This is a genomic window from Cupriavidus sp. FW216-B1 (assembly GCF_058789195.1).
In genome coordinates, this window is the sequence record NZ_JBYTEL010000015.1 from 1 (window position 1) to 24465 (window position 24465).

24 protein-coding genes are annotated in these 24465 nt (G+C 68.8%); 9 read left to right on the plus strand and 15 right to left on the minus strand.

Translation table 11 applies throughout. From position 1 onward, the window contains the following. Positions 1-171: 171 nt before the first annotated feature. The 3 genes from AC3WXD_RS24895 to AC3WXD_RS24905 are packed head-to-tail and all read right to left on the minus strand — an operon-like array spanning position 172 to position 2790. On the minus strand, positions 172-744 hold the full coding sequence (locus AC3WXD_RS24895; RefSeq protein ID WP_492324871.1) for a hypothetical protein: 573 nt from the start codon (positions 742-744) through the stop codon (positions 172-174). Further along, on the minus strand, positions 741-1184 hold the full coding sequence (locus AC3WXD_RS24900) for a DNA polymerase III subunit chi (protein WP_020206990.1): 444 nt from the start codon (positions 1182-1184) through the stop codon (positions 741-743). Before AC3WXD_RS24900 ends, AC3WXD_RS24895 begins: the two co-directional genes overlap by 4 nt. Before the next feature lie 58 nt (positions 1185-1242). Beyond that, complete coding sequence (locus tag AC3WXD_RS24905; RefSeq protein ID WP_059416263.1) at positions 1243-2790, minus strand: leucyl aminopeptidase; 1548 nt, start codon at positions 2788-2790, stop codon at positions 1243-1245. A 136-nt stretch (positions 2791-2926) separates the two neighbouring features. Between AC3WXD_RS24905 and lptF the strand changes: the two genes are divergently transcribed. From lptF to AC3WXD_RS24920, 3 genes are read left to right on the plus strand one after another with little or no spacing between them, the layout of a single operon-like run. Beyond that, entirely contained in the window at positions 2927-4048 is a 1122-nt protein-coding gene (gene lptF, locus AC3WXD_RS24910; RefSeq protein ID WP_492324872.1) for an LPS export ABC transporter permease LptF, read from the plus strand. After that, positions 4045-5199 (plus strand): LPS export ABC transporter permease LptG, encoded by a 1155-nt coding sequence (gene lptG, locus AC3WXD_RS24915; protein ID WP_020206993.1) that lies wholly within the window; start codon positions 4045-4047, stop codon positions 5197-5199. The genes lptF and lptG overlap by 4 nt, the downstream gene beginning before the upstream one ends. Positions 5200-5206: 7 nt before the next feature. Further along, complete coding sequence (locus AC3WXD_RS24920) at positions 5207-5593, plus strand: sirohydrochlorin chelatase (RefSeq protein WP_492324873.1); 387 nt, start codon at positions 5207-5209, stop codon at positions 5591-5593. Positions 5594-6422: 829 nt separating this feature from the next. Here AC3WXD_RS24920 and cobA read toward each other — a convergent pair. From cobA to AC3WXD_RS24955, 7 genes are all read right to left on the minus strand, one after another. Continuing rightward, positions 6423-7172 carry a uroporphyrinogen-III C-methyltransferase gene (gene cobA, locus AC3WXD_RS24925; RefSeq protein WP_454732144.1) on the minus strand — a complete coding sequence of 250 codons (750 nt, stop codon included), beginning with the start codon at positions 7170-7172 and terminating at the stop codon, positions 6423-6425. Between the two features lie 40 nt (positions 7173-7212). Then, positions 7213-8517, minus strand: coding sequence for a sulfate adenylyltransferase subunit 1 (locus tag AC3WXD_RS24930; protein WP_492324874.1), 1305 nt, complete (start codon positions 8515-8517; stop codon positions 7213-7215). 138 nt (positions 8518-8655) lie between these two features. After that, complete coding sequence (gene cysD, locus AC3WXD_RS24935) at positions 8656-9618, minus strand: sulfate adenylyltransferase subunit CysD (RefSeq protein ID WP_492324875.1); 963 nt, start codon at positions 9616-9618, stop codon at positions 8656-8658. A 13-nt stretch (positions 9619-9631) separates the two neighbouring features. Next, positions 9632-10468: a phosphoadenylyl-sulfate reductase gene (locus AC3WXD_RS24940; protein ID WP_492324876.1), complete on the minus strand. Its 837-nt coding sequence runs from the start codon at positions 10466-10468 to the stop codon at positions 9632-9634. After that, the gene (locus tag AC3WXD_RS24945; RefSeq protein ID WP_492324877.1) at positions 10465-11049 is read right to left on the minus strand and encodes a DUF934 domain-containing protein; all 585 of its coding nucleotides are present in this window, start codon (positions 11047-11049) and stop codon (positions 10465-10467) included. The genes AC3WXD_RS24940 and AC3WXD_RS24945 overlap by 4 nt, the downstream gene beginning before the upstream one ends. An 18-nt stretch (positions 11050-11067) precedes the next feature. Then, entirely contained in the window at positions 11068-12747 is a 1680-nt protein-coding gene (locus AC3WXD_RS24950) for a nitrite/sulfite reductase (protein WP_492324878.1), read from the minus strand. 46 nt (positions 12748-12793) lie between these two features. Further along, complete coding sequence (locus AC3WXD_RS24955; protein ID WP_059413589.1) at positions 12794-13567, minus strand: sulfite exporter TauE/SafE family protein; 774 nt, start codon at positions 13565-13567, stop codon at positions 12794-12796. A 155-nt stretch (positions 13568-13722) separates the two neighbouring features. Here AC3WXD_RS24955 and AC3WXD_RS24960 point away from each other — a divergent pair, with 155 nt between their 5' ends. Together AC3WXD_RS24960 and AC3WXD_RS24965 are read left to right on the plus strand one after the other, a co-directional pair. Continuing rightward, positions 13723-14664, plus strand: a complete 942-nt coding sequence (locus tag AC3WXD_RS24960; protein ID WP_020206370.1) for a CysB family HTH-type transcriptional regulator — start codon at positions 13723-13725, stop codon at positions 14662-14664. A 126-nt stretch (positions 14665-14790) separates the two neighbouring features. Beyond that, positions 14791-15942: a methyltransferase gene (locus AC3WXD_RS24965; RefSeq protein WP_492324879.1), complete on the plus strand. Its 1152-nt coding sequence runs from the start codon at positions 14791-14793 to the stop codon at positions 15940-15942. A 65-nt stretch (positions 15943-16007) separates the two neighbouring features. Here AC3WXD_RS24965 and AC3WXD_RS24970 read toward each other — a convergent pair whose 3' ends face one another. From AC3WXD_RS24970 to AC3WXD_RS24985, 4 genes are all read right to left on the minus strand, one after another. Beyond that, positions 16008-16373, minus strand: a complete 366-nt coding sequence (locus AC3WXD_RS24970; protein ID WP_029044314.1) for a response regulator — start codon at positions 16371-16373, stop codon at positions 16008-16010. Between the two features lie 22 nt (positions 16374-16395). After that, complete coding sequence (locus tag AC3WXD_RS24975) at positions 16396-16947, minus strand: hypothetical protein (protein ID WP_492324880.1); 552 nt, start codon at positions 16945-16947, stop codon at positions 16396-16398. Between the two features lie 63 nt (positions 16948-17010). Further along, the gene (locus tag AC3WXD_RS24980) at positions 17011-17733 is read right to left on the minus strand and encodes a methyl-accepting chemotaxis protein (protein WP_020206366.1); all 723 of its coding nucleotides are present in this window, start codon (positions 17731-17733) and stop codon (positions 17011-17013) included. Positions 17734-17758: 25 nt separating this feature from the next. After that, positions 17759-20149, minus strand: coding sequence for an ATP-binding protein (locus AC3WXD_RS24985; RefSeq protein ID WP_492324881.1), 2391 nt, complete (start codon positions 20147-20149; stop codon positions 17759-17761). A gap of 345 nt (positions 20150-20494) precedes the next feature. Between AC3WXD_RS24985 and AC3WXD_RS24990 the strand changes: the two genes are divergently transcribed. From AC3WXD_RS24990 to AC3WXD_RS25005, 4 genes are all read left to right on the plus strand, one after another. After that, positions 20495-21034 carry a hypothetical protein gene (locus AC3WXD_RS24990; protein WP_492324882.1) on the plus strand — a complete coding sequence of 180 codons (540 nt, stop codon included), beginning with the start codon at positions 20495-20497 and terminating at the stop codon, positions 21032-21034. A gap of 136 nt (positions 21035-21170) precedes the next feature. Then, a complete protein-coding gene (locus AC3WXD_RS24995) occupies positions 21171-21521 on the plus strand; it encodes a DUF1428 domain-containing protein (protein ID WP_020206363.1) in 351 nt (116 codons plus the stop codon). A 267-nt stretch (positions 21522-21788) separates the two neighbouring features. Then, positions 21789-22421 carry an MlaC/ttg2D family ABC transporter substrate-binding protein gene (locus tag AC3WXD_RS25000; protein WP_492324883.1) on the plus strand — a complete coding sequence of 211 codons (633 nt, stop codon included), beginning with the start codon at positions 21789-21791 and terminating at the stop codon, positions 22419-22421. A gap of 282 nt (positions 22422-22703) precedes the next feature. Continuing rightward, positions 22704-23612, plus strand: coding sequence for a crotonase/enoyl-CoA hydratase family protein (locus AC3WXD_RS25005; RefSeq protein WP_059413583.1), 909 nt, complete (start codon positions 22704-22706; stop codon positions 23610-23612). Positions 23613-23651: 39 nt separating this feature from the next. Here the strand turns inward: AC3WXD_RS25005 and AC3WXD_RS25010 are convergent, their stop codons facing one another. Beyond that, entirely contained in the window at positions 23652-24455 is an 804-nt protein-coding gene (locus tag AC3WXD_RS25010; RefSeq protein WP_492324884.1) for a LytR/AlgR family response regulator transcription factor, read from the minus strand. Positions 24456-24465 lie beyond the last annotated feature (10 nt).

Sequence of the window (24465 nt, forward strand, 5' to 3'; positions counted from 1 at the left end):
TTCTTTGCCTACTTTCTTTTCGGGGAAAAGAAAGTAGGTCGCTCCGGGGGAGCGAAAGCCTTTGACTTTGACTTTGATGTTGACTTTGAATTTGACTTTGACGTTCAGCCGTTGACGTTAAGCAGTTGACTTTAAAGTTAAAGCCTTTGCCTTTAAAACCAACCCCCAAAATCAAACCCCACCCGGATCCCTCTCAATCTCCTCCAGAGTAGCATCCAACCACTCCACCAACCGCGCCTCCAGCGCCTGCGTCAACTCCGCCGCCAACTGCGCAGTCAACGGCGCCAGACGCGATTGCAGCGTGGCCTCGGTATGAGCCTCCACCACCTGCGGCCACTCGGTGCGAAACCGCATCATCACGCGCGTGAGCAGTTCGCTGCGAACCGCCCGCAGTTCTTCGTCGCTGGGCGGCGGCACGGGATGGACGGCGGCGTGCGAGACGGAATAGGCGCCGTCCTGTGTGGACGGGTTCGGCTGCGCCAGCGCCGGCACCTCGGGCACGGGCGTGGCCGCTTCGCGCGGCACGACCACGTGGGTCGGGGAGCCGGGCCAGGCCGGCTCGAGGGGAACGTGGGCGACGTGAGGCTGGGCCGGGCCGCCGGCCGCGGGCGCCGCGGCGCTGGCGGCCTGCTCCGCGCCCTGCCTGGCGGCATCGGCGGGCAGGTCGATGACTTCGGTCAGCAGCGGAATGCTGTCGTTGGGCCCGATGCGCGGGATCACGCGCGAGGTGGTGCGTTCGGTCATGCGTCGCCTCCCTTGCCCTGGGCTGCCTGCGCGATGTCGTGGTGCGCCAGCGGATAACCGCGCTCGCGGTAGAGGCGGAAGCGCTCGCGCCCGGCGTCGCGGTCGGCGGCGTCGCTGCCGACCACTTCGATCATGCGCTCGAAGCTGGCGAACTGCGCGGGCGGCTGCGTGTCCAGGTTGATCAGCAACTGGTGATGCGGGGCCTGTTCCAGCGTGGCGGCCAGCACGATCGGCGTGACCGCGGCGTGCGGGCTGTCGATGCCGCAGTGGGGCAGGAAATCGAGCGGGGAAAACGTCCACAGCCGCGCATCGAGCTGCGCCAGCTGCTCCGGCGCGCCGTGCACCACCAGCTTCTGGCCGGCGCCGTAGGCCTTGCGGATCAGGCGGCAGGCGTAGCCGAGCTTGTCGGGCACGTTGCTGTGGAAATCGATGCGCGTCATGGTCAAGGACGATCCTCTGCACAAGCCGGCGCCCTCGGGCGCCGGCCCGCGCCTGGCTTCAGCCGGCGCGGTCCATCAGGAACTGCGCCAGCAGCGGCACCGGGCGGCCGGTGGCGCCCTTGGCCGCGCCGCTCTTCCAGGCCGTGCCGGCGATGTCCAGGTGGGCCCAGTCGTACTTCTCGGTGTAGCGCGCCAGGAAGCAGGCCGCGGTCACGCTGCCGGCCGGGCGGCCGCCGATGTTGGCCATGTCGGCGAAGTTGGACTTGAGCTGGTCCTGGTAGTCGTCGTCCAGCGGCATGCGCCAGGCGCTGTCCATCGCCTTGCGCCCGGCCTGCAGCAACTGGTCGGCGAGGCCGTCGTTGCGCGCGTACAGGCCGCTGTTCACGTGGCCCAGCGCGATGATGCAGGCGCCGGTCAGCGTGGCCACGTCGATCACCGCGGCGGGCTTGAAGCGCTCCACGTAGGTCAGCGCGTCGCACAGCACCAGGCGGCCTTCGGCGTCGGTGTTGAGGATCTCGATGGTCTGGCCGGACATGCTGGTGACGACGTCGCCGGGCTTGGTGGCGGTGCCGCTGGGCATGTTCTCGCAGGTGGGCACCACCGCGATCACGTTGAGCTTGAGGCCCATCTCGGCCACCGCCTGCAGCGTGCCCAGCACCGAGGCCGCGCCGCACATGTCGTACTTCATCTCGTCCATGCCCTCGCCCGGCTTGAGCGAGATGCCGCCGGTGTCGAAGGTGATGCCCTTGCCCACCAGCACCACCGGGGCCTGCTTGGCGGATGCGCCGTCATAGCGCAGCACGATGAACTGCGGCGGCTCGACCGCGCCCTTGGTCACGGCCAGGAACGCGCCCATCTTGAGCGCCTCGATCTGCTTGCGGCCCAGCACTTCCACCTTGAGCTTGTGGCGCTTGGCGATGGCGCGCGCGGTGTCGGCCAGGTAGGTCGGCGTGCAGATGTTGGAAGGCAGGTTGCCGAGGTCCTTGGTCAGCTCCATGCCGCCGGCGATGGCCACGCCGCGCAGCACGGCCTGGGCCGCGGCCTTGGCGTCGGCCGCGTCCACGGTCAGCACCACCTTGCGCAGGCCGCTCTTGTCCTTGGCGTTGGCGCCGTTGCCGGCGCGCTTGAGGCCGGGATGGCGCTCGAGCAGGCGGTAGCCCGCTTCGCGGATCAGCGTGACGGTGGTGATCAGGCGCCACGACAGGTCGGCGGCGTTGCCGGCCTGCTGGGAAGCCTGCTGCTGCGCCAGGCACCACAGCACGCTGGCCGCGCGCGTGCCGGACAAGGCACGCAAGGCGGTGCGCACGGCTTCGGCGAACGCCTTCTCGTTGAACTCGCCCTCCTTGCCCAGGCCCACCAGCAGCACGCGCGCCGCGCCCACGCCGGCGACCTCGTGCAGCATCAGCTGGGTGCCGCGCTTGCCCTCGAAATCGCCGAGCTTGACGAGCCGCGCCACCAGGCCCTTGGTCGCGACGTCCAGCGCCTTGGCCACGCCGGCCAGGCTCTGGCCTTCAAACAGGCCGACCACCAGGCAGTCGGTCTTGGTCGCCAGGAAACCATTTTGGCCAGCTTTGCTCCAATCCAGGGCTTTTGTGCTAAATTCCATCGCGCTTCCTTCCAGGGGCTCGTCCAAAGAAAGCCCCTATTATCCGCGATTTGCTGCCGCCGGTCCGCTATCCTGACTAGCAAGCCAACCGGCGCACCATCGCCCGCGCCGGCCGGCAGTCCGGAACCGACAACGCATGATCTTTCAACAAGCCCTGCGTCGCGAGCTCGCCTACACCGCCGGCGCGGTGTTCCTGGTCATGCTGACCTTCATGCTGACCTCGCTCGTGATCCGCATCCTTGGCATGGCCGCCAACGGGCAGGCCAGCCCGAACGACGTCCTGATGCTGATCGGCCTGGCCACCATCGGCTACCTGTCCATCCTGCTGTCGGCCACGCTGTTCATCTCCACCCTGATCGTGCTCACGCGCTGGTACAAGGATTCGGAGATGGTGGTGTGGTTCTCGGCCGGCATCTCGCTGCGCGACCTGGTCAAGCCGGTGCTGCAGTTCGCCGCGCCGTTCATCGTCATGTCGCTGCTGCTGGGCATGTTCGCGTGGCCGTGGGCCAACCAGCAGAGCGCGCTGTTCCGCGACCGCTTCGAGCAGCGCGGCGTGCTGTCGATGATCGCCGCGGGGCGCTTCATCGAGCCGGCCAAGGCCAACTACGTGCTGTTCATCGAAAGCATCGACGCCGACATGACCCACGCGCGCAACGTCTTCGTGGCCAGCGCGGAAGCGGGCAAGATCGGCGTGTCGCTGGCCCACCAGGGCCAGTTCCGCACCATGCCCAACGGCGACCGCCTGGTGGTGATGGAGAACGGCCGCCGCTACACCGGCCTGCCCGGCAAGCTGGACTACCGCATCGTCGAGTTCGACCAGTACGCCGTGAAGGTGGACAACAAACCCCCCGCGAGCGAGGCCGACCTGCCCACCAAGAGCCGTGACACCATCGACCTGCTGCGCAACCGCAGCAACGAGAACCTGGGCGAGCTGCTGTGGCGCCTGTCGCTGCCGCTGCTGGCCTTCAACTTCGTGCTGATCGCCATTCCGCTGGCCTACGTCAACCCGCGCCTGGGCCGCTATACGCCGCTGGTGTTCGCGGTGCTGATCTACCTGACCTACAGCAACCTGATCAATCTCTCGCAGGCCTGGGTGCGCTCGGGCTCGATCCCGTTCGCGCTGGCCTGGTGGCCGTTCCACCTGATCGCGCTGCTGGGCGCGGTGGTGCTGTTCCGCTACCGCCAGAACATCAGCCTGGGCGGCTGGCGCGCCGTGCTCGGCCTGCCGCGCAAGGCGCCGAAGGGAGGCCGGGCATGAGGTTCCTGCGCGTCTACGAGCGCTACTTCGGCCGCCTGATCTACGGCGTCTTCGCCTTCATCCTGTTCGCCGTGCTGGCGCTGTTCGTGTTCTTCGACATGCTCAGCGAGCTGGAGAGCGTGGCCGGCAGCTACACCTCGCTGGTGGCGTTCTTCCACGTCATCCTGCAGGCGCCCACGCGCATCTACGAGGTGCTGCCGATCGCGGTGCTGATCAGCGCGATCTACGTGTTCTCGCAACTGGCCAGCCAGTCCGAGTACACCATCTTCCGCGTGGCCGGCCTCAACACCCGGCAGGCGCTGTTCTCGCTGTTCAAGCTGGCGATCCCGCTGGCCATCGCCACCTTCATCTTCGGCGAGTTCATCGGCCCGCAGGCCGAGCAGTACGCGCAGAAGGTCAAGCTGGAGGCGCTCGGCGCCACGGTGTCGGCCGGCTTCCGCTCGGGCGTGTGGGTCAAGGACCGCGACCGCGACGCCGCCCGCGGCCACGAGGTCACGCGCTTCGTCAACGTGGTCGGCCTGCGCCCCGACCAGAGCATCACCGGCGTCACCATCTACGAATTCGACGAGCAGTACCGCCTGAGCGTGATCCGCGTGGCGAGGGAAGGCCGCTACCAGGGCGGCCAGTCGTGGCAGCTCAGCGGCGTCACCGAGACCCACTTCCTGGAACTGCCGCGCGGCGAGCCCGGCAAGGCCGACACGCTGGCCCCGGTGTTCCGCGGCGAGCAGAAGACCGTGCCCAGCATGACCATGCGCTCGGAGCTCACGCCGCAGATCCTGTCGGTGCTGCTGGTGGAGCCGGAACGCATGTCCACGCTCGACCTGTTCCGCTACATCCGCCACCTGCGCGACAACAAGCAGGACACGCAGCGCTACGAGATCGCCTTCTGGAAGAAGGTGGTGTACCCGCTCACGCTGTTCGTGATGGTGGCGCTGGCCCTGCCCTTCGCCTACCTGCACGCGCGCGCCGGCGCGGTGGGCGTGAAGGTGTTCGGCGGCATCATGCTGGGGCTGTCGTTCCACCTGTCCAACACGCTGTTCTCGCACGTGGGCCTGCTGCACACCTGGCCGCCGATCGTCTCGGCGCTGATCCCCGGCACGCTGTACCTGCTGGTGGCGCTCGGCGCATTGCGCTGGGTCGACCGACACTAGACGCGCCATGAACACCCCCGCCGCCCCCGCCAAGGCCCTGGTCCTGTTCGGCCACGGCGCGCGCGACGCGCGCTGGCGCGAACCGTTCGACCGCCTCCACGCCAAGCTGGCGGCGGCGCTGCCCGGCAGCACGGTACGCCTGGCCTTCCTCGAACTGATGACCCCTTCCCTGCCCGACGCGCTGGCCGAACTGGCCGGCAGCGGCGTGGCGGACATCACCGTGGTACCGGTGTTCTTCGGCCAGGGCGGCCATCTGCGGCGCGACTTGCCGGTGCTGCTGGATGATTGCCGGCGGCGCCATCCCGGTGTGGAGATTCGCTGCGCGACGGCTGTGGGGGAGGTTGAGGGGGTGTTGGATGCGGTTGTTGCTTATTGTGTGGGGATAGGCGGGTAAGGAGCCGGTTGAGTCCTTGTTCGGGCTATTGTGGGCCTGGCGGCTCGGGCGGTTGTTGGTGCTTGAACCCAAAGGCCGTATGACATCCCCGCTGCGCGGGGCTGCCAGTCACTTTCTTTTGTCTGAAAAGAAAGTAACCAAAGAAAGCAGACCCCTTGCAGGGGGGCTGGGCGCTCAGACTTTACTTGCGTGGTGGTTTCGTGGTGCGGGCGTTGGCTTCGATGAGGCTGCTGACGCTACCGGTTTGCTCGCCTGCGGCGTCGCAGGTGGTGTTCGATTCGTGGTGGCGCTGCATGATGGCGATGGCCCAGGCCCTTCAGGCTGCTGCCGCGACCGGGGCGGATGCCCACGGTATAGGGACGGTGCTGATTTCGTGGTGGGCGCAGTGGCCCCGGCTTGAAACGTACACGAGAACGCTCAACGCTGATCGAAACCCAACACACTCGCGTGGGGTCCACCACGCCCACCACGAAAACATGAGGGTGCTATGTCGTGGCCGCCCGAGCCGGTAACGGCAGATGCCCGAACCAGCAGTCCGCCCGCCATCATAGGTCTGACCACGAAACCCATACCGCCAGCCAGATCGTGGCCAGCCGAACCGGTAACGGCAGCAGGCCAGCAGAACCGCAGGCCCCACGACGAAACCACCAACAACAAGAAACCCCAACGTTTCTGCCCCTGCCGGCCAGGCAGCCCGCTTTCTTTGCCTACTTTCTTTTCGGGGAAAAGAAAGTAGGTCGCTCCGGGGGAGCGAAAGCCTTTGACTTTGACTTTGAAGTGGATTTTGACGTTAAGCAGTTGAAGTTGAAGCAAAAACCCCAACTCCCCCCTATGCCGCCCGCGTAACCCCCTCCACCCGCACCCCCTCAGTCCCCCTCCTCCCCAACGCCTCCCCGATCATCAACAAACTGGGCTGCGCCGGATCAATCCACGCTGCCGCCTCGCCCGCCGCCATCTGCCGCAGCGTGAACTCCCGGCTGCGCTGGCGCGGCGAGGTGGCCGCCTCGACCACCCACGCGGGGGTGGAGGCCGGCTTGCCGTGGGCAATGAGCTGCGCGGCGATGGCCGCCGCCTGGTCGCGCCCCATGTAGTACACCAGCGTATCGGCCTTCACGTCGGCTTCCACGTCGATGGTGTCGGCGGCCTTGCTCTGCGTGGCGAAGGCGACGCTGCGCGCCACGCCGCGCTTGGTCAGCGGCTTGCGGATGGCGGACGCGGCCGCCAGCGCGGCGGTGATGCCGGGCACGATCTCGTACTCGATGCCGGCTGCCTCCAGCGCCTGCAGCTCCTCGTCGGCGCGGCCGAACAGCATCGGGTCGCCGCCCTTGAGGCGGACCACGCGCTCATGCTTGCCGGCCATGTCGACGATCTGGCGGTTGATGAACAACTGCGCGGTGGAGCGCTGGCCGCAGCGTTTGCCGACTTCCACCAGTTGCGCCTGCGGGCACCACGCCAGCATCTCGGGCGACACCAGCGCGTCGTGCAGCACCACCTGGGCTTCGCCCAAAAGCCGTGCACCGCGCACCGTAATGAGGTCCGCGGCGCCGGGACCCGCGCCGATCAGATAGACCTTGCCCATGACTTGCTCCTTGACCTTCGCCTGCTTGTCCGATACCCGCTCAGGCGAATGCACGGATCATGCCCGCCGCCACCGTGTGGTTGGTGGCTTCGTCGATCAGCACGAACGCGCCGGTGGCCGGGTTGTCGCCGTAGGCATCGCACACGATGGGCTTCTGCAGCGAGAGCTGCACCGAGCCGATGTCGTTGAGGCGGATGTCGCGGCGGCCGGTCTCGTGCGACAGCGTGTGCACGTCCAGCACGCGGTCCACCGACGCCACGCGCGCGAACACGGTGGCCGTGGTGTGCTTGAGCACGTACTTGCGCGCCGGGTTGAGCGATTCGTCGTCGAACCAGCACAGGTCGGCGGTCAGCTTCTTGGCCGAGACGCTGTCCGCGCCGGCGGCGACGAACATGTCACCGCGTGATACATCCACGTCCTCGGACAGGCGCACCGTGACGGTCTCGCCCACGCTGGCCGCTTCCGCCACGCCGTTGGGCGTGAGCACCTCGGCCACCACCGCGTCGCGGTTGGCGGGCAGCACGCGCAGCTTCTGGCCCACGCGCACGGTGCCGGCCTCGACGCGGCCGGCGTAGCCGCGGAAATCGTCGGCCCGGGCGCCGTCCTGGCGGATCACCAGCTGCACCGGGAAGCGCAGCGCGGCGTCGCCCTCGGGCGCGGGCTCTTCCACCGGCAGCGCTTCGAGCAATGGCAGCAGCGGCTCGCCGGCGTACCACGGCATGGCCTGGCTGGCGTGCACGATGTTGTCGCCGCGCAGCGCCGAGACCGGCACGTAGCGCACGTCCTTGAGGCCAAGCTGGCCGGCCAGCTCGGTGTAGGCGTTGCGGATCTGGTCGAAGCGCTCCTCGCTGTACTCGATCAGGTCCATCTTGTTGATGGCCACGATCACGTGCTGGATCTCCAGCAGCTTGAGGATGGCCGAATGGCGCTTGGTCTGGGCCAGCAGCTCGGCGCGGCCGTCGTTGACGCTCACGCGGGTGGCGTCGACCAGCACGATGGCGGCATGCGCGGTGGACGCGCCCGTCACCATGTTGCGGGTGTACTGCTCGTGCCCCGGCGTGTCCGCGATGATGAACTTGCGGCGCGCGGTGGAGAAGTAGCGGTAGGCCACGTCGATGGTGATGCCCTGCTCGCGCTCGGCCTCGAGACCGTCGGTCAGCAGCGAGAAATCGATCTGCTCGCCGGCGGTGCGCTTGTTCTTGGCATTGGTCAGCGCGGTCAGCTGGTCCGACAATACGGCCTTGCTGTCGTACAGCAGGCGGCCGATCAGCGTGCTTTTGCCGTCGTCGACCGAGCCGGCGGTGATGAAGCGCAGCAGGCCTTGGTGTGATGCTTGGTTGCTCATGTTCAGATCCTTTGTTTCCCCCGGGGCGCTCGCTCCGGCGCAGATGCGGGAGGCGGCGTCAGGCGCGCGGGGGCGACGTGTGCATCGGTGCACGAGCACCCGTGCAACGGCGCGATGTGCCCGCGTATGCGTCCGGTGTCAGAAGTAGCCTTCTTTCTTGCGGCGTTCCATCGACGCTTCGCTGGTCTGGTCGTCCATGCGCGTGGCGCCGCGCTCGGTGATCTCGGTCACGGCCGTCTCGGCGATGATCTCGATCGGCGAGGCCGCCACGCTGGCCACCGGGCAGGTGCAGCTGATGTCGCCCACGGTGCGGAAGCGCACCGACAGCACTTCGCTCACGTCGCCGTCCTGCTTGGGCGTGATCGGCGTGACCGGCACCAGCAGGCCGTTCTTGCGCACCACTTCGCGCTCGTGCGCGTAGTAGATCGGCGGCAGCGCCAGCTCTTCGCGGGCGATGTACTGCCACACGTCCAGCTCGGTCCAGTTGGAGATCGGGAACACGCGCATCTGCTCGCCGGGCGCCATGCGGGCGTTGTACAGGCTCCACAGCTCGGGGCGCTGGGCCTTGGGGTCCCACTGGCCGAACTCGTCGCGGAACGAGAAGATGCGTTCCTTGGCGCGCGCCTTTTCCTCGTCGCGGCGGGCGCCGCCCATCAGCGCGTCGTACTTGTGCGCCTCGATGGTTTCCAGCAGCGTCACGGCCTGGGCCGCGTTGCGCGAGTCGGTTTCCTTGCGCAGGCGCACGGTGCCGCGCTTGATCGAGTCTTCCACGTGGCCCACCACCAGGCGCGCGCCGAGCTCGGCCACGCGCTGGTCGCGGAAGGCGATCACTTCCGGATAGTTGTGGCCGGTGTCGATGTGCACCAGCGGGAACGGCAGCTCGGTCTTGCGGTCGCCAAGGCGGAAGGCCTTGAGCGCCAGGTGCAGCATGACGATGGAATCCTTGCCGCCCGAGAACAGCAGGGCCGGGTTGCGGCACTCCGCCACCACCTCGCGGATGATGTAGATGGATTCCGCCTCGAGCTTGTCGAGATGGTCGTTCTGTACCTGCAGCAGGTGCGCCACGTCCGGCGCGCCCTTCAGTTCGTTCATGATGCCCATGTCGTTCTCGGCCTCAATGCTTGATGTTCTGTTCGTGTAGCCCGCACTCTTTCGAGTCGCGGCTTTCCCACCACCACCGCCCGGCGCGCACATCCTCGCCGGCGCGCACCGCGCGCGTACACGGCTCGCAGCCGATGCTGGGATAGCCCTTGGCATGCAGCGCGTTGACCGGCACGCCGTGGCGCTTCAGGTAGGCCCACACCTCGGCCTCGGTCCAGTCGGCCAGCGGGTTGAACTTGGGGATGCCGCGCGCCTCGTCGATTTCCTCGAGCGGCAGCTCGGCGCGCGTGACCGCCTGCTCGCGGCGCTGGCCGGTCAGCCAGGCGTCGGCGTGCGACAGCGCGCGGTTCAGCGGCTCCACCTTGCGGATGCCGCAGCAGCTCTTGCGCAGGTCCACGCTGTCGTAGATGGCGTTCAGGCCGTTCTTCTTCAGGTAGTTCTCGATGGCCTCGGCGTCCGGCGTGAACTGCTCGATGTCGTAGCCGTAGTGCGCCTTGACCGCGTCCAGCACGGCCAGCGTCTCGGCGTGCAGGCGGCCGGTCTGCAGCGTGAACACGCGGATGCCGGCGCGCACGGCTTCGCCGCCGCGCAGGATGGCGTCGGTCACGACCATGTCCTCGGCGGCCAGGCTGGAGGCGAAGCGCGCGCGGAAGAAGCGCCCGGCGATGCCGGCCAGGCGCTGGCCCAGCTCGCGCTCCTTGGCTTCGAGGTCGGCGATGCTGCCGGTGTATTCGGGCGCCGTCCACAGCACGGGCGGGCGCAGCGACGACAGCGAAGCCTCGGCCTCGGGCGCATCGGCGCGCGGCGACGGCACGCTCACCGGCACCTCCACGATGGAGATCCCGTTCATGCCGTTTCCCTGCCCAGCGCTTCGGCGCGGTTGCGGCGGAACAGCGGCAGCGGCTCGTCCACCGACGCCTGGTAGGCCACGGTGAATTCCGTGAAGCCCTTGATGGCGTCCTCGATGTTCTTGTCGGCGCGCACGGCGAAGGTGTCGAAGCCGCAGCGCTTCATGAAGTTGAGCTGGTCGCGCAGCACGTCGCCGATGGCGCGCAGCTGCCCGGCCCAGTGGTAGCGCGTGCGCAGCAGGTAGGCGGTGGAGAAGCCGCGGCCGTCGCGGAACACCGGGAAGTCCACCGCCACCACGGACACGCTGGCGAACGCGGCCTGCGCGTCGGCGGGCTCGTCCTCAGGCGCCAGCCACACGCCGGTGATGTCGGCCGCGCGGCCGGCCAGCACGCCGTCCTTGTGCGCGAGCCACGCGGCGAGCGGGAACAGCACCTGGTCCTTGCCCCGCGCCGCGGCGGCGATCTGCTCGTCGGTCAGCGGCTGGCCTTCGGCGCCGCGCAGCACGGTCCAGGCATCGTCGAGGATGACCGGCACGGGGTTGGTGCCTTGCGCGCCGCGTTGCAGTTGAATGATCTTTGCCATGTCGTGTTTCTCCGGTGCTCAGGCTTCGGCGCGTTCGCGCTGCTTGTCCGCATAGACGCGTTCCTTGAACGGCGCGATGCCGACGCGGCCCAGCACGTCGATGAAGCGTTCGTCCTCGTGGCGGCTGGCCACGAAGGTGTCGATGATGCGCGACACCACGTCGGGCATTTCCTCGGCCTTGAACGACGGGCCGATCACCTTGCCGATGGCGCTGGCGTTGCCCTGCGCGCCGCCGAGCGTGACCTGGTACCACTCCTCGCCGTCCTTGTCGACGCCCAGCACGCCGATGTTGCCGACGTGGTGGTGGCCGCAGGCGTTGATGCAGCCCGAGATGTTCAGCGAGATCTCGCCGAGGTCGTGCACGTAGTCGAGGTCGTCGAAGCGCTGCTGGATGGCCAGCGCGATGGGGATCGACTTGGCGTTGGCCAGCGAGCAGAAGTCGCCGCCCGGGCAGGCGATGATGTCGGTCAGCAGGCCCACGTTGGCGGTGGCCAGGCCGGCCTTCCTGGCTTCCTGCCACAGCGCGTGCAGGTCGCGCTTCTTCACGTCCGGCAGCACCAGGTTCTGCTCGTGCGCCACGCGCAGCTCGCCGTAGCCGTAGCGGTCGGCGAGGTCGGCCACCAGCTCGATCTGCGCGTCGGTGGCGTCGCCCGGGGGCGAGACCACGCCCGGCTTGGTCGACAGCGTCACCGCCGCGTAGCCCGGCACCTTGTGCGGATGCACGCTGCGGCTCACCCAGCGGGCGAAGGCCTTGTCGTCCAGCAGGTGCTTTTCATAGGAAGCGTCGGTGTCGGCCAGCTTGTCGTAGGCGGGCGGCGCGAAGTACTGCGCCACGCGGTCGAACTCGGCCTGCGTGATGGTGGCCGGGCCGTCCTTGCTGAACTGCCATTCTTCCTCGACTTCCTGCGCGAACTTCTCCACGCCGATGGCCTTGACCAGGATCTTGATGCGCGCCTTGTACTTGTTGTCGCGGCGGCCATAGCGGTTGTACACGCGGATGGCCGATTCCACATACGACAGCAGGTGCTGCCACGGCAGGTCTTCCTTGATCACCGAACCGAGGATCGGGGTGCGGCCCAGGCCGCCGCCGGCCAGGATGCGCAGGCGCGTCTCGCCGTCGGCGTTCCGGTAGGCGTGGATGCCGATGTCGTGCATCTGCACCACCGCGCGGTCGTCGGCCGCGGCGGTGATGGCGATCTTGAACTTGCGCGGCAGGAAGGCGAATTCCGGCTGGAACGTGCTCCACTGGCGCAGCAGCTCGGCCAGCACGCGCGGGTCCAGCGACTCGTCCGGCGCGACGCCGGCGAACTGGTCGGTGGTGATGTTGCGCACGCAGTTGCCCGAGGTCTGGATGCCGTGCATTTCCACGCTGGCGAGGTCGGCCAGCACATCGGGCACGCGCTCCAGGTCCATCCAGTTGTACTGGATGTTCTGGCGGGTGGAGAAATGGCCGTAGCCGCGGTCGTAGGTGCGCGCGATGTGGGCCAGCATGCGCATCTGCCTGCTCGACAGCAGGCCGTACGGAATCGCCACGCGCAGCATGTAGGCATGGCGCTGCATGTACAGGCCGTTCTGCAGCCGCAGCGGCAGGAACTCTTCCTCGCTCAGCTCGCCGGAGACGCGGCGGCGCACCTGGTCGCGGAACTGGGCCACGCGCTCGTTGACGATGCGCTGGTCGTATTGGTCGTACTGATACATGGTGTGGGTCCGTTCAGTATTCGGTGTATGCGGTAAGGCGTTGAATTCAGGAGACGAGCTTGATGGCGACCAGCGTCAGCGTGGTCGCCAGCGCGGCGCGCACCAGCCGCTCGGGCAGCGCCCGCGACAATTGCGCGCCCAGCCAGATGCCGGGGATCGAGCCCACCAGCAGCGACAGCAACAGATTCCAGTCCACGGTGCCGAGCCACACGTGGCCCAGCCCGGCCAGCGCCGTGAGCGGCACGGCGTAGGCAATGTCGGTGCCGGCCACTTCGGCCGGCTTCATCTTCGGGTAGAGCAGCAGGATCAGGGTGGCGCCCACGGCACCGGCGCCGATCGAGGACACCGTCACCAGCACGCCGATCACGGCGCCGACCAGCACGGTGGCCACGGCCTGGGCGCGGCCCTGGAGGTGGAAGCGCGGGTTGCGGGCCAGCCAGTCCAGCATCTGCCTGCGGAACAGCAGCGACAGCACGGTCAGGATCACAGACACGCCGATGGCCATGCGGATCGCGTACAGCCACTGCGCGTTCAGCTCGCCGGCGCTCTTGAGCACCAGGATGGCCGCCGCCGCCGCGGGCAGGCTGCCGATGCACAGGCGGCGCACCACCTGCCACTGCACGTGGCCGTGCGCGCGGTGCGCGAGCGTGCCGAAACCCTTGGTGATGGAGGCGAAAGCGAGGTCGGTGCCCACCGCGGTGGCCGGCGAGAAGCCGAACATCAGCGTGAGCAGCGGCGTCATGAGCGAACCCCCTCCCACCCCGGTCAGACCGACGAGGACGCCTACTAGCAGACCGGAAACGGTATAGGCAAGGGACATGGGGCGCGCGCCGGGCCGGTGAGCGCCGCGGGCCGCCGGGAAGCCAGGCGCGCGCGGAGAATCCGACCATTCGTTAACAAAGTCCGAGAATCGTAATAAACTGGCCTCATATCTCAAACTAATAAGAAGTTGTTTGTTTATACGACGCCAGTTATATGAATCTGCACCAGTTCCGCTTTGTGCGTGAGGCAGTACGTCAGAACTACAACCTGACCGAAGCCGCAAAAGCGCTCTACACATCACAGCCAGGCGTATCCAAGGCCATCATCGAGCTCGAGGAAGAGCTCGGCGTGGACATCTTCACGCGCCACGGCAAGCGCATCCGCAGCCTGACCGAGCCGGGCCGGCGCATCCTGGTGTCGGTGGAGAAGATCCTGCAGGAAGTGGAGAGCCTCAAGCGCGTGGGCAAGGACTACGCCGCGCAGGACCAGGGCAACTTCACCATCGCCACCACCCACACGCAGGCGCGCTACGCGCTGCCGCGCGTGATCGCCGAGTTCACCAAGCGCTACCCCAAGGTGCGCCTTTCGATACAGCAGGGCAACCCGAGCCAGATCGCCGACATGGTGCTGCACGACCAGGCCGACCTCGCCATCGCCACCGAGGGCATCTCGGCGGACAAGAACCTGGTCTCGCTGCCCGGCTACCAGTGGCAGCATGTGGTGGTCACGCCACCCGACCACCCGCTGCTGGAAAAGAAGCACCTGGCGCTGGAAGACCTGATGGCCTACCCCATCATCACCTACGACCTCAACTTCGCCGGCCGGCCCAAGATCAACAAGGCCTTCGAGCTGCGCCACCTGGAGCCGGACATCATCCTCGAGGCCATCGACGCGGACGTCATCAAGACCTACGTGGAGATCGGCCTGGGCATCGGCATCGTGGCCGGACTGGCCTACGACGCCGAACGCGACCGCAACCTGCGCGGCATTCCCGCCGGCCACCTGTTCGGCACCAACGTGACGCACCTGGCGGTCAAGCAGGGCGCCTACCTGCGCAGCTTCGTGTATACCTTCATCGAGCTGTTCTCGCCCACGCTGAACCGCAAGCTGGTGGAGCAGGCCATGTCCGGCGACCACGAAGCCTACGAACTCTGATTTCCCCAACGGCACCGGCCCGCCCGGTGCCGGCGGCGCGCCCCGGCCTGGCGCGCCCTGCCGATCCCCGTCTCCGCTCCTGCTCCCCGCGCGGGGCCGGCTTACCGAACCTGGCCTGAACCCGATATGACGAATCAAGTACAAAGCACCATCCACTGGACCGAAGACGGCGAAGAACGCAGCGCCAACTGGCGCTCCGAATCCAATATGCCGCCGCCCAGGCGCGTGGTCGTCGCCGACGACACCACCAGCGCCGACACCGCCTACCGGCTCGCCTGCGAAGGCACCGGCCTGCTCTGGCGCGGCGACTTCCAGAACGCCCGCCAGCTGCTGCAGGCGCTGGCGCGGCGCGCCGACAAGCCCAAGAAGGCGCACCGCAACAAGGGCCAGGCCAAGCCCACCGCCACCGAGGCGTTCCACCTGCACCGCCAGGCCCAGTCCCAGCGCGCCCGCACGCTCGGCATGCTGCTGCTGCCGTTCGAGGCCGACCACAGCGTGCCGCTGCGCCGCGCGCCCGACGTGCGCGAAGCCTGCCTGGAAGCCCACGGCGAGGCCGACGCGCCCTACGTGGCCACCATGCGCGAACTGCTCGGCCTGATCGGCGCGCACGAATGGCGCAAGAAGGGCGTGGAGATCCCCGCGCTGGGCGAGCGCATCCATCCTTATTACGGCGTGTTCTCGCCGGTGCGCGGCGAATACATCGACCTCGTGGCCAAGGCCCAGCTGCCCGCCGGGGCCACCGAGCTGGCCTTCGACATCGGCACCGGCACCGGCGTGCTGGCGGCCCTGCTGGCCCAGCGCGGCGTCAAGCGCGTGATCGCCACCGACCAGGACCCGCGCGCGCTGGCCTGCGCGCGCGACAACATCAAGCGCCTGCGTGCGGACGGCCAGGTCGAGGTCATCGAGGCCGACCTGTTCCCGCAAGGCCGCGCCGCGCTGGTGGTCTGCAACCCGCCGTGGGTGCCGGCGCGCGCCAACTCCCCGATCGAGCACGCCGTGTACGACCCGGACAGCCAGATGCTCAAGGGTTTCCTGGCGGGGCTGGCCGATCACCTCGAACCCGGCGGCGAAGGCTGGCTGCTGCTGTCGGACCTGGCCGAGCACCTCGGCCTGCGCACGCGCGAGGCGCTGCTGGGCTGGATCGACGCCGCCGGCCTCAAAGTGCTGGGGCGCCTGGAAGTCAAGCCGCACCACCCGAAGGCCGCCGACCCGGCCGATCCGCTGCACGCGGCGCGCGCGGCGGAAGTGACTTCGCTGTGGCGGCTGGGAGTGAAGTAAGCGCTTGAGCGCGGCAGGCCGCCGCCGGGCGCGTCGCCGCGCGCCGGCGGCTCCAGACCGGGTGCCTAGCCCGCCAGTTTCCGGAACGCGTCCAGCACCGCGTCGCCCTTGAACGGCTTGACGATCCAGCCCTTGACGCCGGCGGCCTTGCCGCGGTCCTTCATGGCCGGGCTGCTTTCGGTGGTCAGCATGACGATGTTCACGGTCTTGTTGCCGAGTTCGCCGCGGATCTTCTCCACCATCGTCAGGCCGTCCATATTGGGCATGTTGACGTCGCTGATCACCAGCCGGATGCCGGAGCCCGCCTTCATCTTGGCCAGGCCGTCCTTGCCGTCCACGGCGGTGTCGACCTCCAGCCCGTTCTTTCTCAGGAAGCCCGCCACTTCGTCGCGCACGGTGCCGGAGTCATCCACCACGAGAATCTTTGCCACTTTTTTCCCCTGTCTTGTTTGGTCAGAACAGTTCTAGTTCCCCGCCGCCTTCCTCGACGGCGTCTTCGTCCGCCACGAAGTCGAGCGGCGCGCTCGTAAACACGCACACCGTCGCGCCAAGCTGCACGGTGCCGTTGATCGAGACGTTGTACGCGGCGCGATAGTCCGGCTTCAGGCCGTCGAGGTGCGGCACGCAGTGCGCGCTCAGCACGTACGGCGTCGACATGCCCAGGTCCGGGAAATGGCGCAGCAGGTCCTGGTTGATGGCCCCGCAGCAGAGGTTGCCGGTTTCCACGAAGGCCTCGCGCAGCGCGCCCTGCGCGCCGTCGGGCATGAAATACGCACGGGTGGCCTCGTCGTCCTCGAAATGCAGGACCAGCATCAGCCGGAACACCACCGACGAGATGGTCAGCACGACCACCTCCGCGTCGGCCCGGCCATGCGCGCGCTCGCCGGCCAAGCCCTTCGGCGCGGGCGTGACGACGCAGGCGTCGCCGGCCTGCGCGGGCAGCCGCGACTGCGCCGCGCGGTGGAAAATGCGTTCGAAACTATGCTGTGCGCTGGAACTGATCACGTCGATGCCCGCTGTCCGATGCCGATTGCCCGATGACGATTGCCCGATCCCGTCCGTCCATGCTCAGTGCAGCCGCGCATGGAACTGGCTGGCCAGCGCCTCGACGCTGCTCAGCGACGCCGTGATCATCTTGCCGCCGGCCTGGATGTCCTGGAACGTGGCGGTGGTGGTGAGGTCGTTCTGGTGCAGGCTGTCGCTGTAGCTCTTGGACAGCGCCTCCGAGCGCGCGGCCAGCTCCCGGACCTCGCCGGCCACCACGGCGAAGCCGCGTCCCACCTGCCCCGCGCGCGCCGCCTCGATCGAGGCGTTGAGCGAGACGATCACCACGTGCCTGACGATCGACGACAGTTCCTGGTTCTGCTCGTGCATGGCCTGGTTGCGCGCCATCAGCGAGATCATCTGCTCGTGCCAGCGCTCGAAGGTGGCGGCCAGCCCGCGCAGGCGCCCGGCCTCGTCGGCGATGCGGCGGGCCTGGCCGGCCCACTGGTCGCGCTCGTCCTGCGCGGCCTTGAGCGCGGCGCGCTGGCCGTCGGCGGCCTCGGCCCGGCGGGCCGCTTCCTCGCGCAGTTGCTGCAGCTGCGCCTGCAGCGCCTGGGTTTCCTGCGCGGCCCGGGCGGCGTGCTCGCGCTGCCCGGCGCCGTCCCGGGTCAGCGCGTCGAGCCGCGCCTCGGTGTCGGCGCGCAGCCGCGCCAGCGCGCGCGCCTTGCATAAGCGGTGCGCCAGCAGCGCCGGCACCGCGGTTGCCACGCCGCCCGCGAGGGCGGCCAACAGATACAGTCCGATCACAAGCAATTCCTCTCGTTGAGCAGCGTCAGATGGCGTTGGCGGCCGAGGCCTCGGCCTGCCCGGCGGCGGCGTCCGCCAGCATGGCGACGCTGTCCACGGCGAGCCGGTCCGGCAGGCAGACGATGGTCTGGAACTGGCGGAACGCGGCGCCCTCGCGGTCGTCGGTGAAGCGCAGCTCGATGCTGCCCCGCGCGCGCGCCAGGAAGTCGTGCACGGCATCCATGCCAACCCCGCGCCCCGATACCGCGGTGACGGCCGCCGCGGTGGAAAAGCCCGGGCGGAAGATGAACTGCGCGAGCGCCGTGTCGGCCAGCTCGTCGCCGGCGCCGATCCAGCCGCGCTCGGCGGCGATGCGGCGGATGCGGTCGAGCGCGAGGCCGCGGCCATCGTCGCTCAGCGTGATCTGCAGCACGTCCTGGTCCACGCCGACCTCGATGTCGATGTGGCCCGCGCCCGGCTTGCCGTGCGCGCGGCGCGCCTCGGCCGCCTCGATGCCGTGGTCGATGGCATTGCGCAGCAGGTGCGTGAAGACGTTCTCCAGCAGCGCGCCGGCCTCCTCTTGCACGCGGTAGCCGTTGTCCTGGATGCGCACCACCGGCGCCTCCTTGCCCAGCTCGGCCGCCAGCGACGGCAGCGAATCGAGCACGCCGGCCAGCGCCTCGCCGAAGCTCTGAGTCTCGAGCAGGCGCAGCGTGCGCAGCACCGCGGCGCGCATCGACACCAGGTCGTGCAGGTTGTCCGGGTTCGCGGCCTCGAGCAGGCGCAGGCTTTCGCGGATGCGCTCCTTGCTGGCCGCCAGCAGCGGCGCCGCGCCCTGGCCGGCGCCCTGGCCCGGGCCGCGCCGGCCCAGGCTCACCGCGTTGATGCTGGCGTAGCGCTCCACCGTCTCGCGCACGCGCGCCAGTTCCTGCATCAGGCTGTCCTGGTCCCAGGCGCTGTCCTCGTCGGACTGGCGCAGCGATTCGTAGCGCTGCTCGGTCTCGTGCACCACGTCGGTCAGGTGCTGCAGGTTGTAGGTGCGCGCGTTGCCCTTGATGGTGTGCATGTTGCGGAACAGCGCGGCGATGGCGGCGCTGTCCGCCTCCGAGTACTGGCGGATGATGCGCTCGTTCTCGTGGATGAAGGTGGTCGAGCTCTCGATGAACTGGTGGAACTTCTCCTGGCTCACCGCGAGGATCTCGCCGATGATCTCCAGGCTGCGGCGCTGCTCGCTGGCCTCGGCCGCGAGCTGGCGCAACTGCGTCACGTCGCGCACGCACAGCATCAGCCGCGTCACCGTGTCGGCGTCGTCGGTGATGGCCGACCAGCTCAGGTCCAGCATCTTCACGCGGCCGTCCGGCATGCGCCGCGCCACCTCGCCCGCCAGCAGGTGCTGGTTGAACACGAAGTTGATGGCGTCCTGCCCCAGGCAGGCGCCCACCGCCGCGTCGATCTGCGACAGCGCGTCCGCGCCCAGGTCGGTGCCGGCGAACACCAGCTGCATGAAGTCGCGCCCGGCGATGTCCGGCGTCTCGAAGATCTGCTCCAGGTACACCGAATACTCGGGATGCACCGTGCCGCCCTCCACCACCGTCAGGATGCCCTGCTGCATGTTCTGCAGGATGGCCTGGATGTCGGCGGTCTTCTGGCGCAGCAGGGCGGCGTTCTCCTGGATCTTCTCGATCATCTGGTTGAACGCCACGATGGAATGGCCGATCTCGTCCATGCGGCCCACCGGCACGCGCCGCGTGAAGTCCTGGCTGGTGGCGATCTCGCTCATCATCGCCTGCATGCGCGTGAGCGGGCGCGTGATCTGCCGGTACAGCAGCGCGCCGATCGCCGTCAGCAGGACGATGGCCACGCCGCTGACCACGCCGATGGCGGTGGCGGTGGTCGCCAGCTTGCCGTTCAGGCCGCTGATGGCCTCGTCCTTCTCTCGGTTCTTCTCCACGCGCAGCGTGTCGACGATCTTCTCCATCTCGTCGCGATAGCGCGCCACGTTGGCGAACAGAAAGGCCTGCGCGATCTCGTTGCGGCCCGCCGCCTTCATCTCGGCGGTCTCGTTGATCGCGCCGAAGTAGTTGTCCAGGCTCTCGCCGGCCTGCGTCAGCAGGCCCTTCTGCGCCTGCCCGTTGGCGCCCCTGGCCTGGCGCGCGAGCGCCTCGCGCAGCGCGGCTTCCTTGGCCTTGAGCTCGTCCTGCGCCTGCGCCACCAGGTTGCCGTCCGGCGCGTAGACCAGCGCCATCGTGGCCAGCTGCACATCCTTCACCAGCGATACCACGTCGGCGGACGCCAGCGCGCTGGGCACCACGCCCTCCGTCACCTGCCTCACCTCCGAAGCCCCGGCCCGGGTCTGGTAGACGGCGTAGCCGCCTATCGCCGCCAGTGCCACGAACATCAGGACAACCAATAACGTAATGCGATGACGGATGGTCATGCTCAAGCCCCTGTCTGCAAGCGTTTCAAGCCCTATATAAAGGGAAAATTGCCCGTTTTAAACGGAACGTATAGTCGTGCGCAGTGATTATTGCTAAACGAGTGTGACCGAGCGATGACGCGCCGTTGCGCGGGCCCCATCCCGGCCGCCCCCCACAAGTGGGGGGATAGGTCCACGCCCGGCCGCCGCGCCGCGCGCATCCGCCCCGCAACCCGCCGCGGCGCGCCGGACAAGGCCCGCGCGCACCCGGCAGCGCCCGGCATCACCCGCCGGCGCGGCGCCGCGCTGTCATGCCGCTGTCACCTCCGGCCACTAGCCTCGGCGCCATCCTGGGGAGGACGAGCCATGCAAGATCACGCTGGATTGCTGGAGAAAACGGCAGCCGGTCGCGAGATACTCGGGCAGCGGACCGGCGCGCTCGACCGGCGCAGCCGCGCGCTGCTGATCATGGTCGACGGCCGCACCAGCATGGCCGACATGGTCAGCCGCGCCGGTCAGCTCGGCCTCGACGCCAGCGCCGTCGCGCAGCTGATCGAAGGCGGCCTCGTCCAGCTCGCGGCGCGCGCGGCGGGCGACCGGGCCGAGGCCGTGCCGCCCCAACCGCGCGAGCACGCGCCGGCAGCAACGCCGGCGCCCGTGCCCGCCCCCGCCGAAGCTGCCAGGAAACGCTCCCTCGCCGCCGCGCGCATGTACCTGATGGACGTCATGGCGCGCACCTTCGGCACCGCGGACCACCCGCTGCGCGCGCGGCTCGTCGAAGCCACCGACCGCGCCGCGGTGGAACTGGTGTTCGACGCCTTCCAGGTCCTGCTCAACGACACCGCCAGCCCGTCGCTGGTGGCGCACATCGAAGCCTCGTTCCGGGACCTGCTGCCGCTCGGCTGAAAACCGCCCGCGGCGTCACCCCGCAGAAAAGTTGGGCCCCGCCTGTCGATTTCGCCCACACTGAATCGTCGTCCGGGCAGCGGGCCGCATCGCGTCCGCCAATCACCCGTACGTCGACAAGCAAAGGAGATCCGACATGGCATACATCGATGGATTTGTCGTTCCCGTTCCCATCGCCAACCGCGAAACCTACAAGAAGATGGCCCAAACCGCCGCCGCCGTGTTCAAGGACCACGGCGCCCTCGCCCTCGTCGAGTGCTGGGGCGACGACGTGCCCGAAGGCAAGCTCACCTCGTTCACGATGGCCGTCCAGCGCAAGGACGACGAAGCCGTGGTCTTCTCGTGGATCACATGGCCCGACCGCAAGACCCGCGACGCCGGCATGAAAGCCGCGATGGAAGACCCGCGCCTGAAGGACCACGGCGAGATGCCGTTCGACGGCAAGCGCATGATCTTTGGCGGATTCGAGGTGCTGGTGGACGCCTGAGGCAACGCGCGCTTCCGTGCGCGGGAGCGCGTTTTGGCCGCCGCCGCCACCCGCGCGGCCTGCGCGGCCTGCGCGTCCATGCCGTGCCGGGGCACGGCGAAGCACCATGCCCCGGCCGCGCACGCCGCCTTCGCGCGCCGGCCCCGCCGCCGCGCGCGCCTCGCACGATCCCGCCACATGCCCCGCTGCCCCCGCCGCCAATGGCCGAACGCGGCAAAATCGCGCACAATGCAATGCAGCATGACGCCTTCCACGCGGGGTCCCAGCATGAAGAAACTGTTCCTGATTGCCCTATTGTCGGCATTGCCTGCCTTCGCCAGCCCGGCCTTCGCGCAGATCGACGACCAGTCGAAACCCCAGGCCCTGATCCAGACCGCCACGCAGCAGGTGCTCAACGAAGTGCGCAACCGCGCCGTGGCGCCCGACGACATCCCGCGCATCACCGCCATCGTCAACCGCGACATCCTGCCCTACACCGACCTGCGCCGCACCACCCAGCTGGCGATGGGTCGCTACTGGCGCACGGCGACGCCCGAGCAGCAGGACCAGATCATCGAGCAATTCAAGATACTGCTGATCCACACCTACGCCGGCGCCATCGCCCAGCTCCGCCCCGACCAGCAGATCGCCTACCCGCCCTCGCGCTTCGAGCCCACCGAGACCGACGTGGTGGTCCGCACCGTCGCGCTCGACACCGCCAGCGGCCAGCCCGTGCAGATCGACTACCGCCTGCACAAGACCCCGCAGGGCTGGCGCGTGTACGACCTCAACGTGATGGGCGCCTGGCTGGTGCAGACCTACCGCCAGCAGTTCAACGAGATCATCCAGCAAGGCGGCGTGGAAGGCCTGCTGCGCTCGCTGACCGAGCGCAACCGGCTGCCGGTGGTGGTCAAGCAGTAACGGCGGCGTGGCCGGGCATCGCGCGCGGCGGCGCGTGCCCGGGCGGATGACGGGATAGCGGGCGCGCCCTCGGCGCGCCTCTTTCTGCCGCGTACGGGACAGAGGCCAGGCGCCGTCCGCGTCCAGCAGGCGCAACACCACGCAGCGGATGCAACACCCTGCGCGCCGGCATTTCGCCCCGGGCAGCAGCGGCCCGCCCCTGCGCGACAACCACTATTTACCGTCGAACCACCCCGGTGCTAGCCTGCCCCTGCCCCTGCCGCTCCCACCGAGGAAACCGCCATGCCCACGTTCACCACCCTGCGCATCGACCAGGACCCGCAATCCCCCCGCATCGCCCGCCTGCTGCTGAACCGCCCCGAGCGCCTGAACGCGATCAACGACGACACCCCGCGCGAGATCCGCGCGGCGGTGGAATGGGCGCAGGCCAACGACGAGGTGCACGTCATCGTGGTGGAAGGCGCGGGCAAGGGTTTCTGCGGCGGCTATGACCTGGCCGACACGGCGCAGCAGTCGATCGAGCATCCGTGCCAGCAGGAGCAGTATCCGTGGGACCCGATGGTGGACTATGCCTGCATGAAGCGGAACACCGAGGACTTCATGAGCCTGTGGCGTTGCAGCAAGCCGACCATCGCCAAGGTGCATGGCTATGCGGCGGCGGGCGGCAGCGACATCGCGCTGAGCTGCGACTTGCTGGTGATGGCCGAGGATGCGCGCATCGGCTACATGCCCACGCGCGTGTGGGGCTGCCCGACCACGGCGATGTGGACGTTCCGGCTGGGCCCGACGCGCGCCAAGCAGATGATGTTCACCGGCGACACCATCGACGGGCGGCAGGCGCTGGCGTGGGGGCTGGCCAACGAGACCGCGCCGGCGGCCGAACTCGATGCGGCGGCGATGCGGCTGGCGCGGCGCATCGCGGGCGTGCCGCGCGCGCACCTGGCGATGCACAAGATGGTGGTGAACCAGGTGATGCTGACGATGGGCCTGGAGCAGACGCAGATGATGGCGACGGTGTTCGACGGCATCACGCGCCACAACCCGGAGGGACTGTGGTTCCGCCGCTATGCGCAGGCGGAGGGCTTCAAGGCGGCGGTGCGCTGGCGCGACGGCGGCCAGCCGATTCCGGAAGGCGACGAGGCGCGGGCGCTGATTCGCGAGATGGAGGCGAAGGCGCGCCGGCAGGAATGAGCGCCGCGCCGGCGGTACGCCGGCAACGCCGCGCGCGCCTCACATGCCCCTGAACAGCTCCGCGTAAAGCCGGCTGACCCCGACCTTGTCCGCGCACCCGCGCAGCGTCAGCGTGAGCCTGCCGGCATCGTCGCGCGTGGCGGTGGCGATGGCGTCGGCGCGCACGATGGTGCCGCGGTGGACCTGCCAGAAGACCTGCGGGTCCAGCCGCGCCTGCAGTTCGCGCAGCGACATCCGGATCCAGTGCTGGCCGGCGGCGGTGACTACGCGCACGTATTTGTCGTCGGCTTCGAAGTAGATCACCTCGGCCACCGGGATCATCGTGATGGTGCTGCCGGCGCTGGCCTGGATCAGCTTGAGCGGCTCGGCGGCGGGCGCGGGCCGCAGCGGCGCGCCGGCGCCGAGCAGCGCGCGCAGCCGGGCCAGCGTGGCGTCGAGCGCGGGCGCCTGCGCGCGCTGCGCGAGCGCGGCTTGCAGGCGGACGCAGGCCTTGGCCAGGCGCTCGGGCTGCACGGGCTTGAGGATGTAGTCGGCGGCGGCCTGCTCGAAGGCGTGCAGCGCGTAGTTGTCGAAGGCGGTGACGAACACCAGCAGCGGGAACGGCTTGCCGTCGGCGGGCCAGTCCTCGGCCAGCGCCTGCGCGGCTTCCAGCCCGGACATGCCGGGCATGCGGATGTCGAGGAACAGCAGGTCCGGCTGCAGCTCGAGCGCCTGCGCGAGCGCGGCCGCGCCGTCGCCCACGGTCGCCACGATGCGCAGGCCCGGCCACAGGCGGGCGAGTTCGGCCCGCAGGTCGGCGGCGAGCAGGGCTTCGTCTTCGGCGATGAGGGCGGTGGCTTGCATGGGGCGCGCG

Coding starts and splice junctions, on each gene's coding strand:
- AC3WXD_RS24895 (WP_492324871.1), bottom strand. CDS start 744: ATGACCGAACGCACCACCTCGCGCGTGATCCCGCGCATCGGGCCCAAC.
- AC3WXD_RS24900 (WP_020206990.1), bottom strand. CDS start 1,184: ATGACGCGCATCGATTTCCACAGCAACGTGCCCGACAAGCTCGGCTAC.
- AC3WXD_RS24905 (WP_059416263.1), bottom strand. CDS start 2,790: ATGGAATTTAGCACAAAAGCCCTGGATTGGAGCAAAGCTGGCCAAAAT.
- lptF (WP_492324872.1), top strand. CDS start 2,927: ATGATCTTTCAACAAGCCCTGCGTCGCGAGCTCGCCTACACCGCCGGC.
- lptG (WP_020206993.1), top strand. CDS start 4,045: ATGAGGTTCCTGCGCGTCTACGAGCGCTACTTCGGCCGCCTGATCTAC.
- AC3WXD_RS24920 (WP_492324873.1), top strand. CDS start 5,207: ATGAACACCCCCGCCGCCCCCGCCAAGGCCCTGGTCCTGTTCGGCCAC.
- cobA (WP_454732144.1), bottom strand. CDS start 7,172: ATGGGCAAGGTCTATCTGATCGGCGCGGGTCCCGGCGCCGCGGACCTC.
- AC3WXD_RS24930 (WP_492324874.1), bottom strand. CDS start 8,517: ATGAGCAACCAAGCATCACACCAAGGCCTGCTGCGCTTCATCACCGCC.
- cysD (WP_492324875.1), bottom strand. CDS start 9,618: ATGGGCATCATGAACGAACTGAAGGGCGCGCCGGACGTGGCGCACCTG.
- AC3WXD_RS24940 (WP_492324876.1), bottom strand. CDS start 10,468: ATGAACGGGATCTCCATCGTGGAGGTGCCGGTGAGCGTGCCGTCGCCG.
- AC3WXD_RS24945 (WP_492324877.1), bottom strand. CDS start 11,049: ATGGCAAAGATCATTCAACTGCAACGCGGCGCGCAAGGCACCAACCCC.
- AC3WXD_RS24950 (WP_492324878.1), bottom strand. CDS start 12,747: ATGTATCAGTACGACCAATACGACCAGCGCATCGTCAACGAGCGCGTG.
- AC3WXD_RS24955 (WP_059413589.1), bottom strand. CDS start 13,567: ATGTCCCTTGCCTATACCGTTTCCGGTCTGCTAGTAGGCGTCCTCGTC.
- AC3WXD_RS24960 (WP_020206370.1), top strand. CDS start 13,723: ATGAATCTGCACCAGTTCCGCTTTGTGCGTGAGGCAGTACGTCAGAAC.
- AC3WXD_RS24965 (WP_492324879.1), top strand. CDS start 14,791: ATGACGAATCAAGTACAAAGCACCATCCACTGGACCGAAGACGGCGAA.
- AC3WXD_RS24985 (WP_492324881.1), bottom strand. CDS start 20,149: ATGACCATCCGTCATCGCATTACGTTATTGGTTGTCCTGATGTTCGTG.
- AC3WXD_RS24990 (WP_492324882.1), top strand. CDS start 20,495: ATGCAAGATCACGCTGGATTGCTGGAGAAAACGGCAGCCGGTCGCGAG.
- AC3WXD_RS24995 (WP_020206363.1), top strand. CDS start 21,171: ATGGCATACATCGATGGATTTGTCGTTCCCGTTCCCATCGCCAACCGC.
- AC3WXD_RS25000 (WP_492324883.1), top strand. CDS start 21,789: ATGAAGAAACTGTTCCTGATTGCCCTATTGTCGGCATTGCCTGCCTTC.
- AC3WXD_RS25005 (WP_059413583.1), top strand. CDS start 22,704: ATGCCCACGTTCACCACCCTGCGCATCGACCAGGACCCGCAATCCCCC.
- AC3WXD_RS25010 (WP_492324884.1), bottom strand. CDS start 24,455: ATGCAAGCCACCGCCCTCATCGCCGAAGACGAAGCCCTGCTCGCCGCC.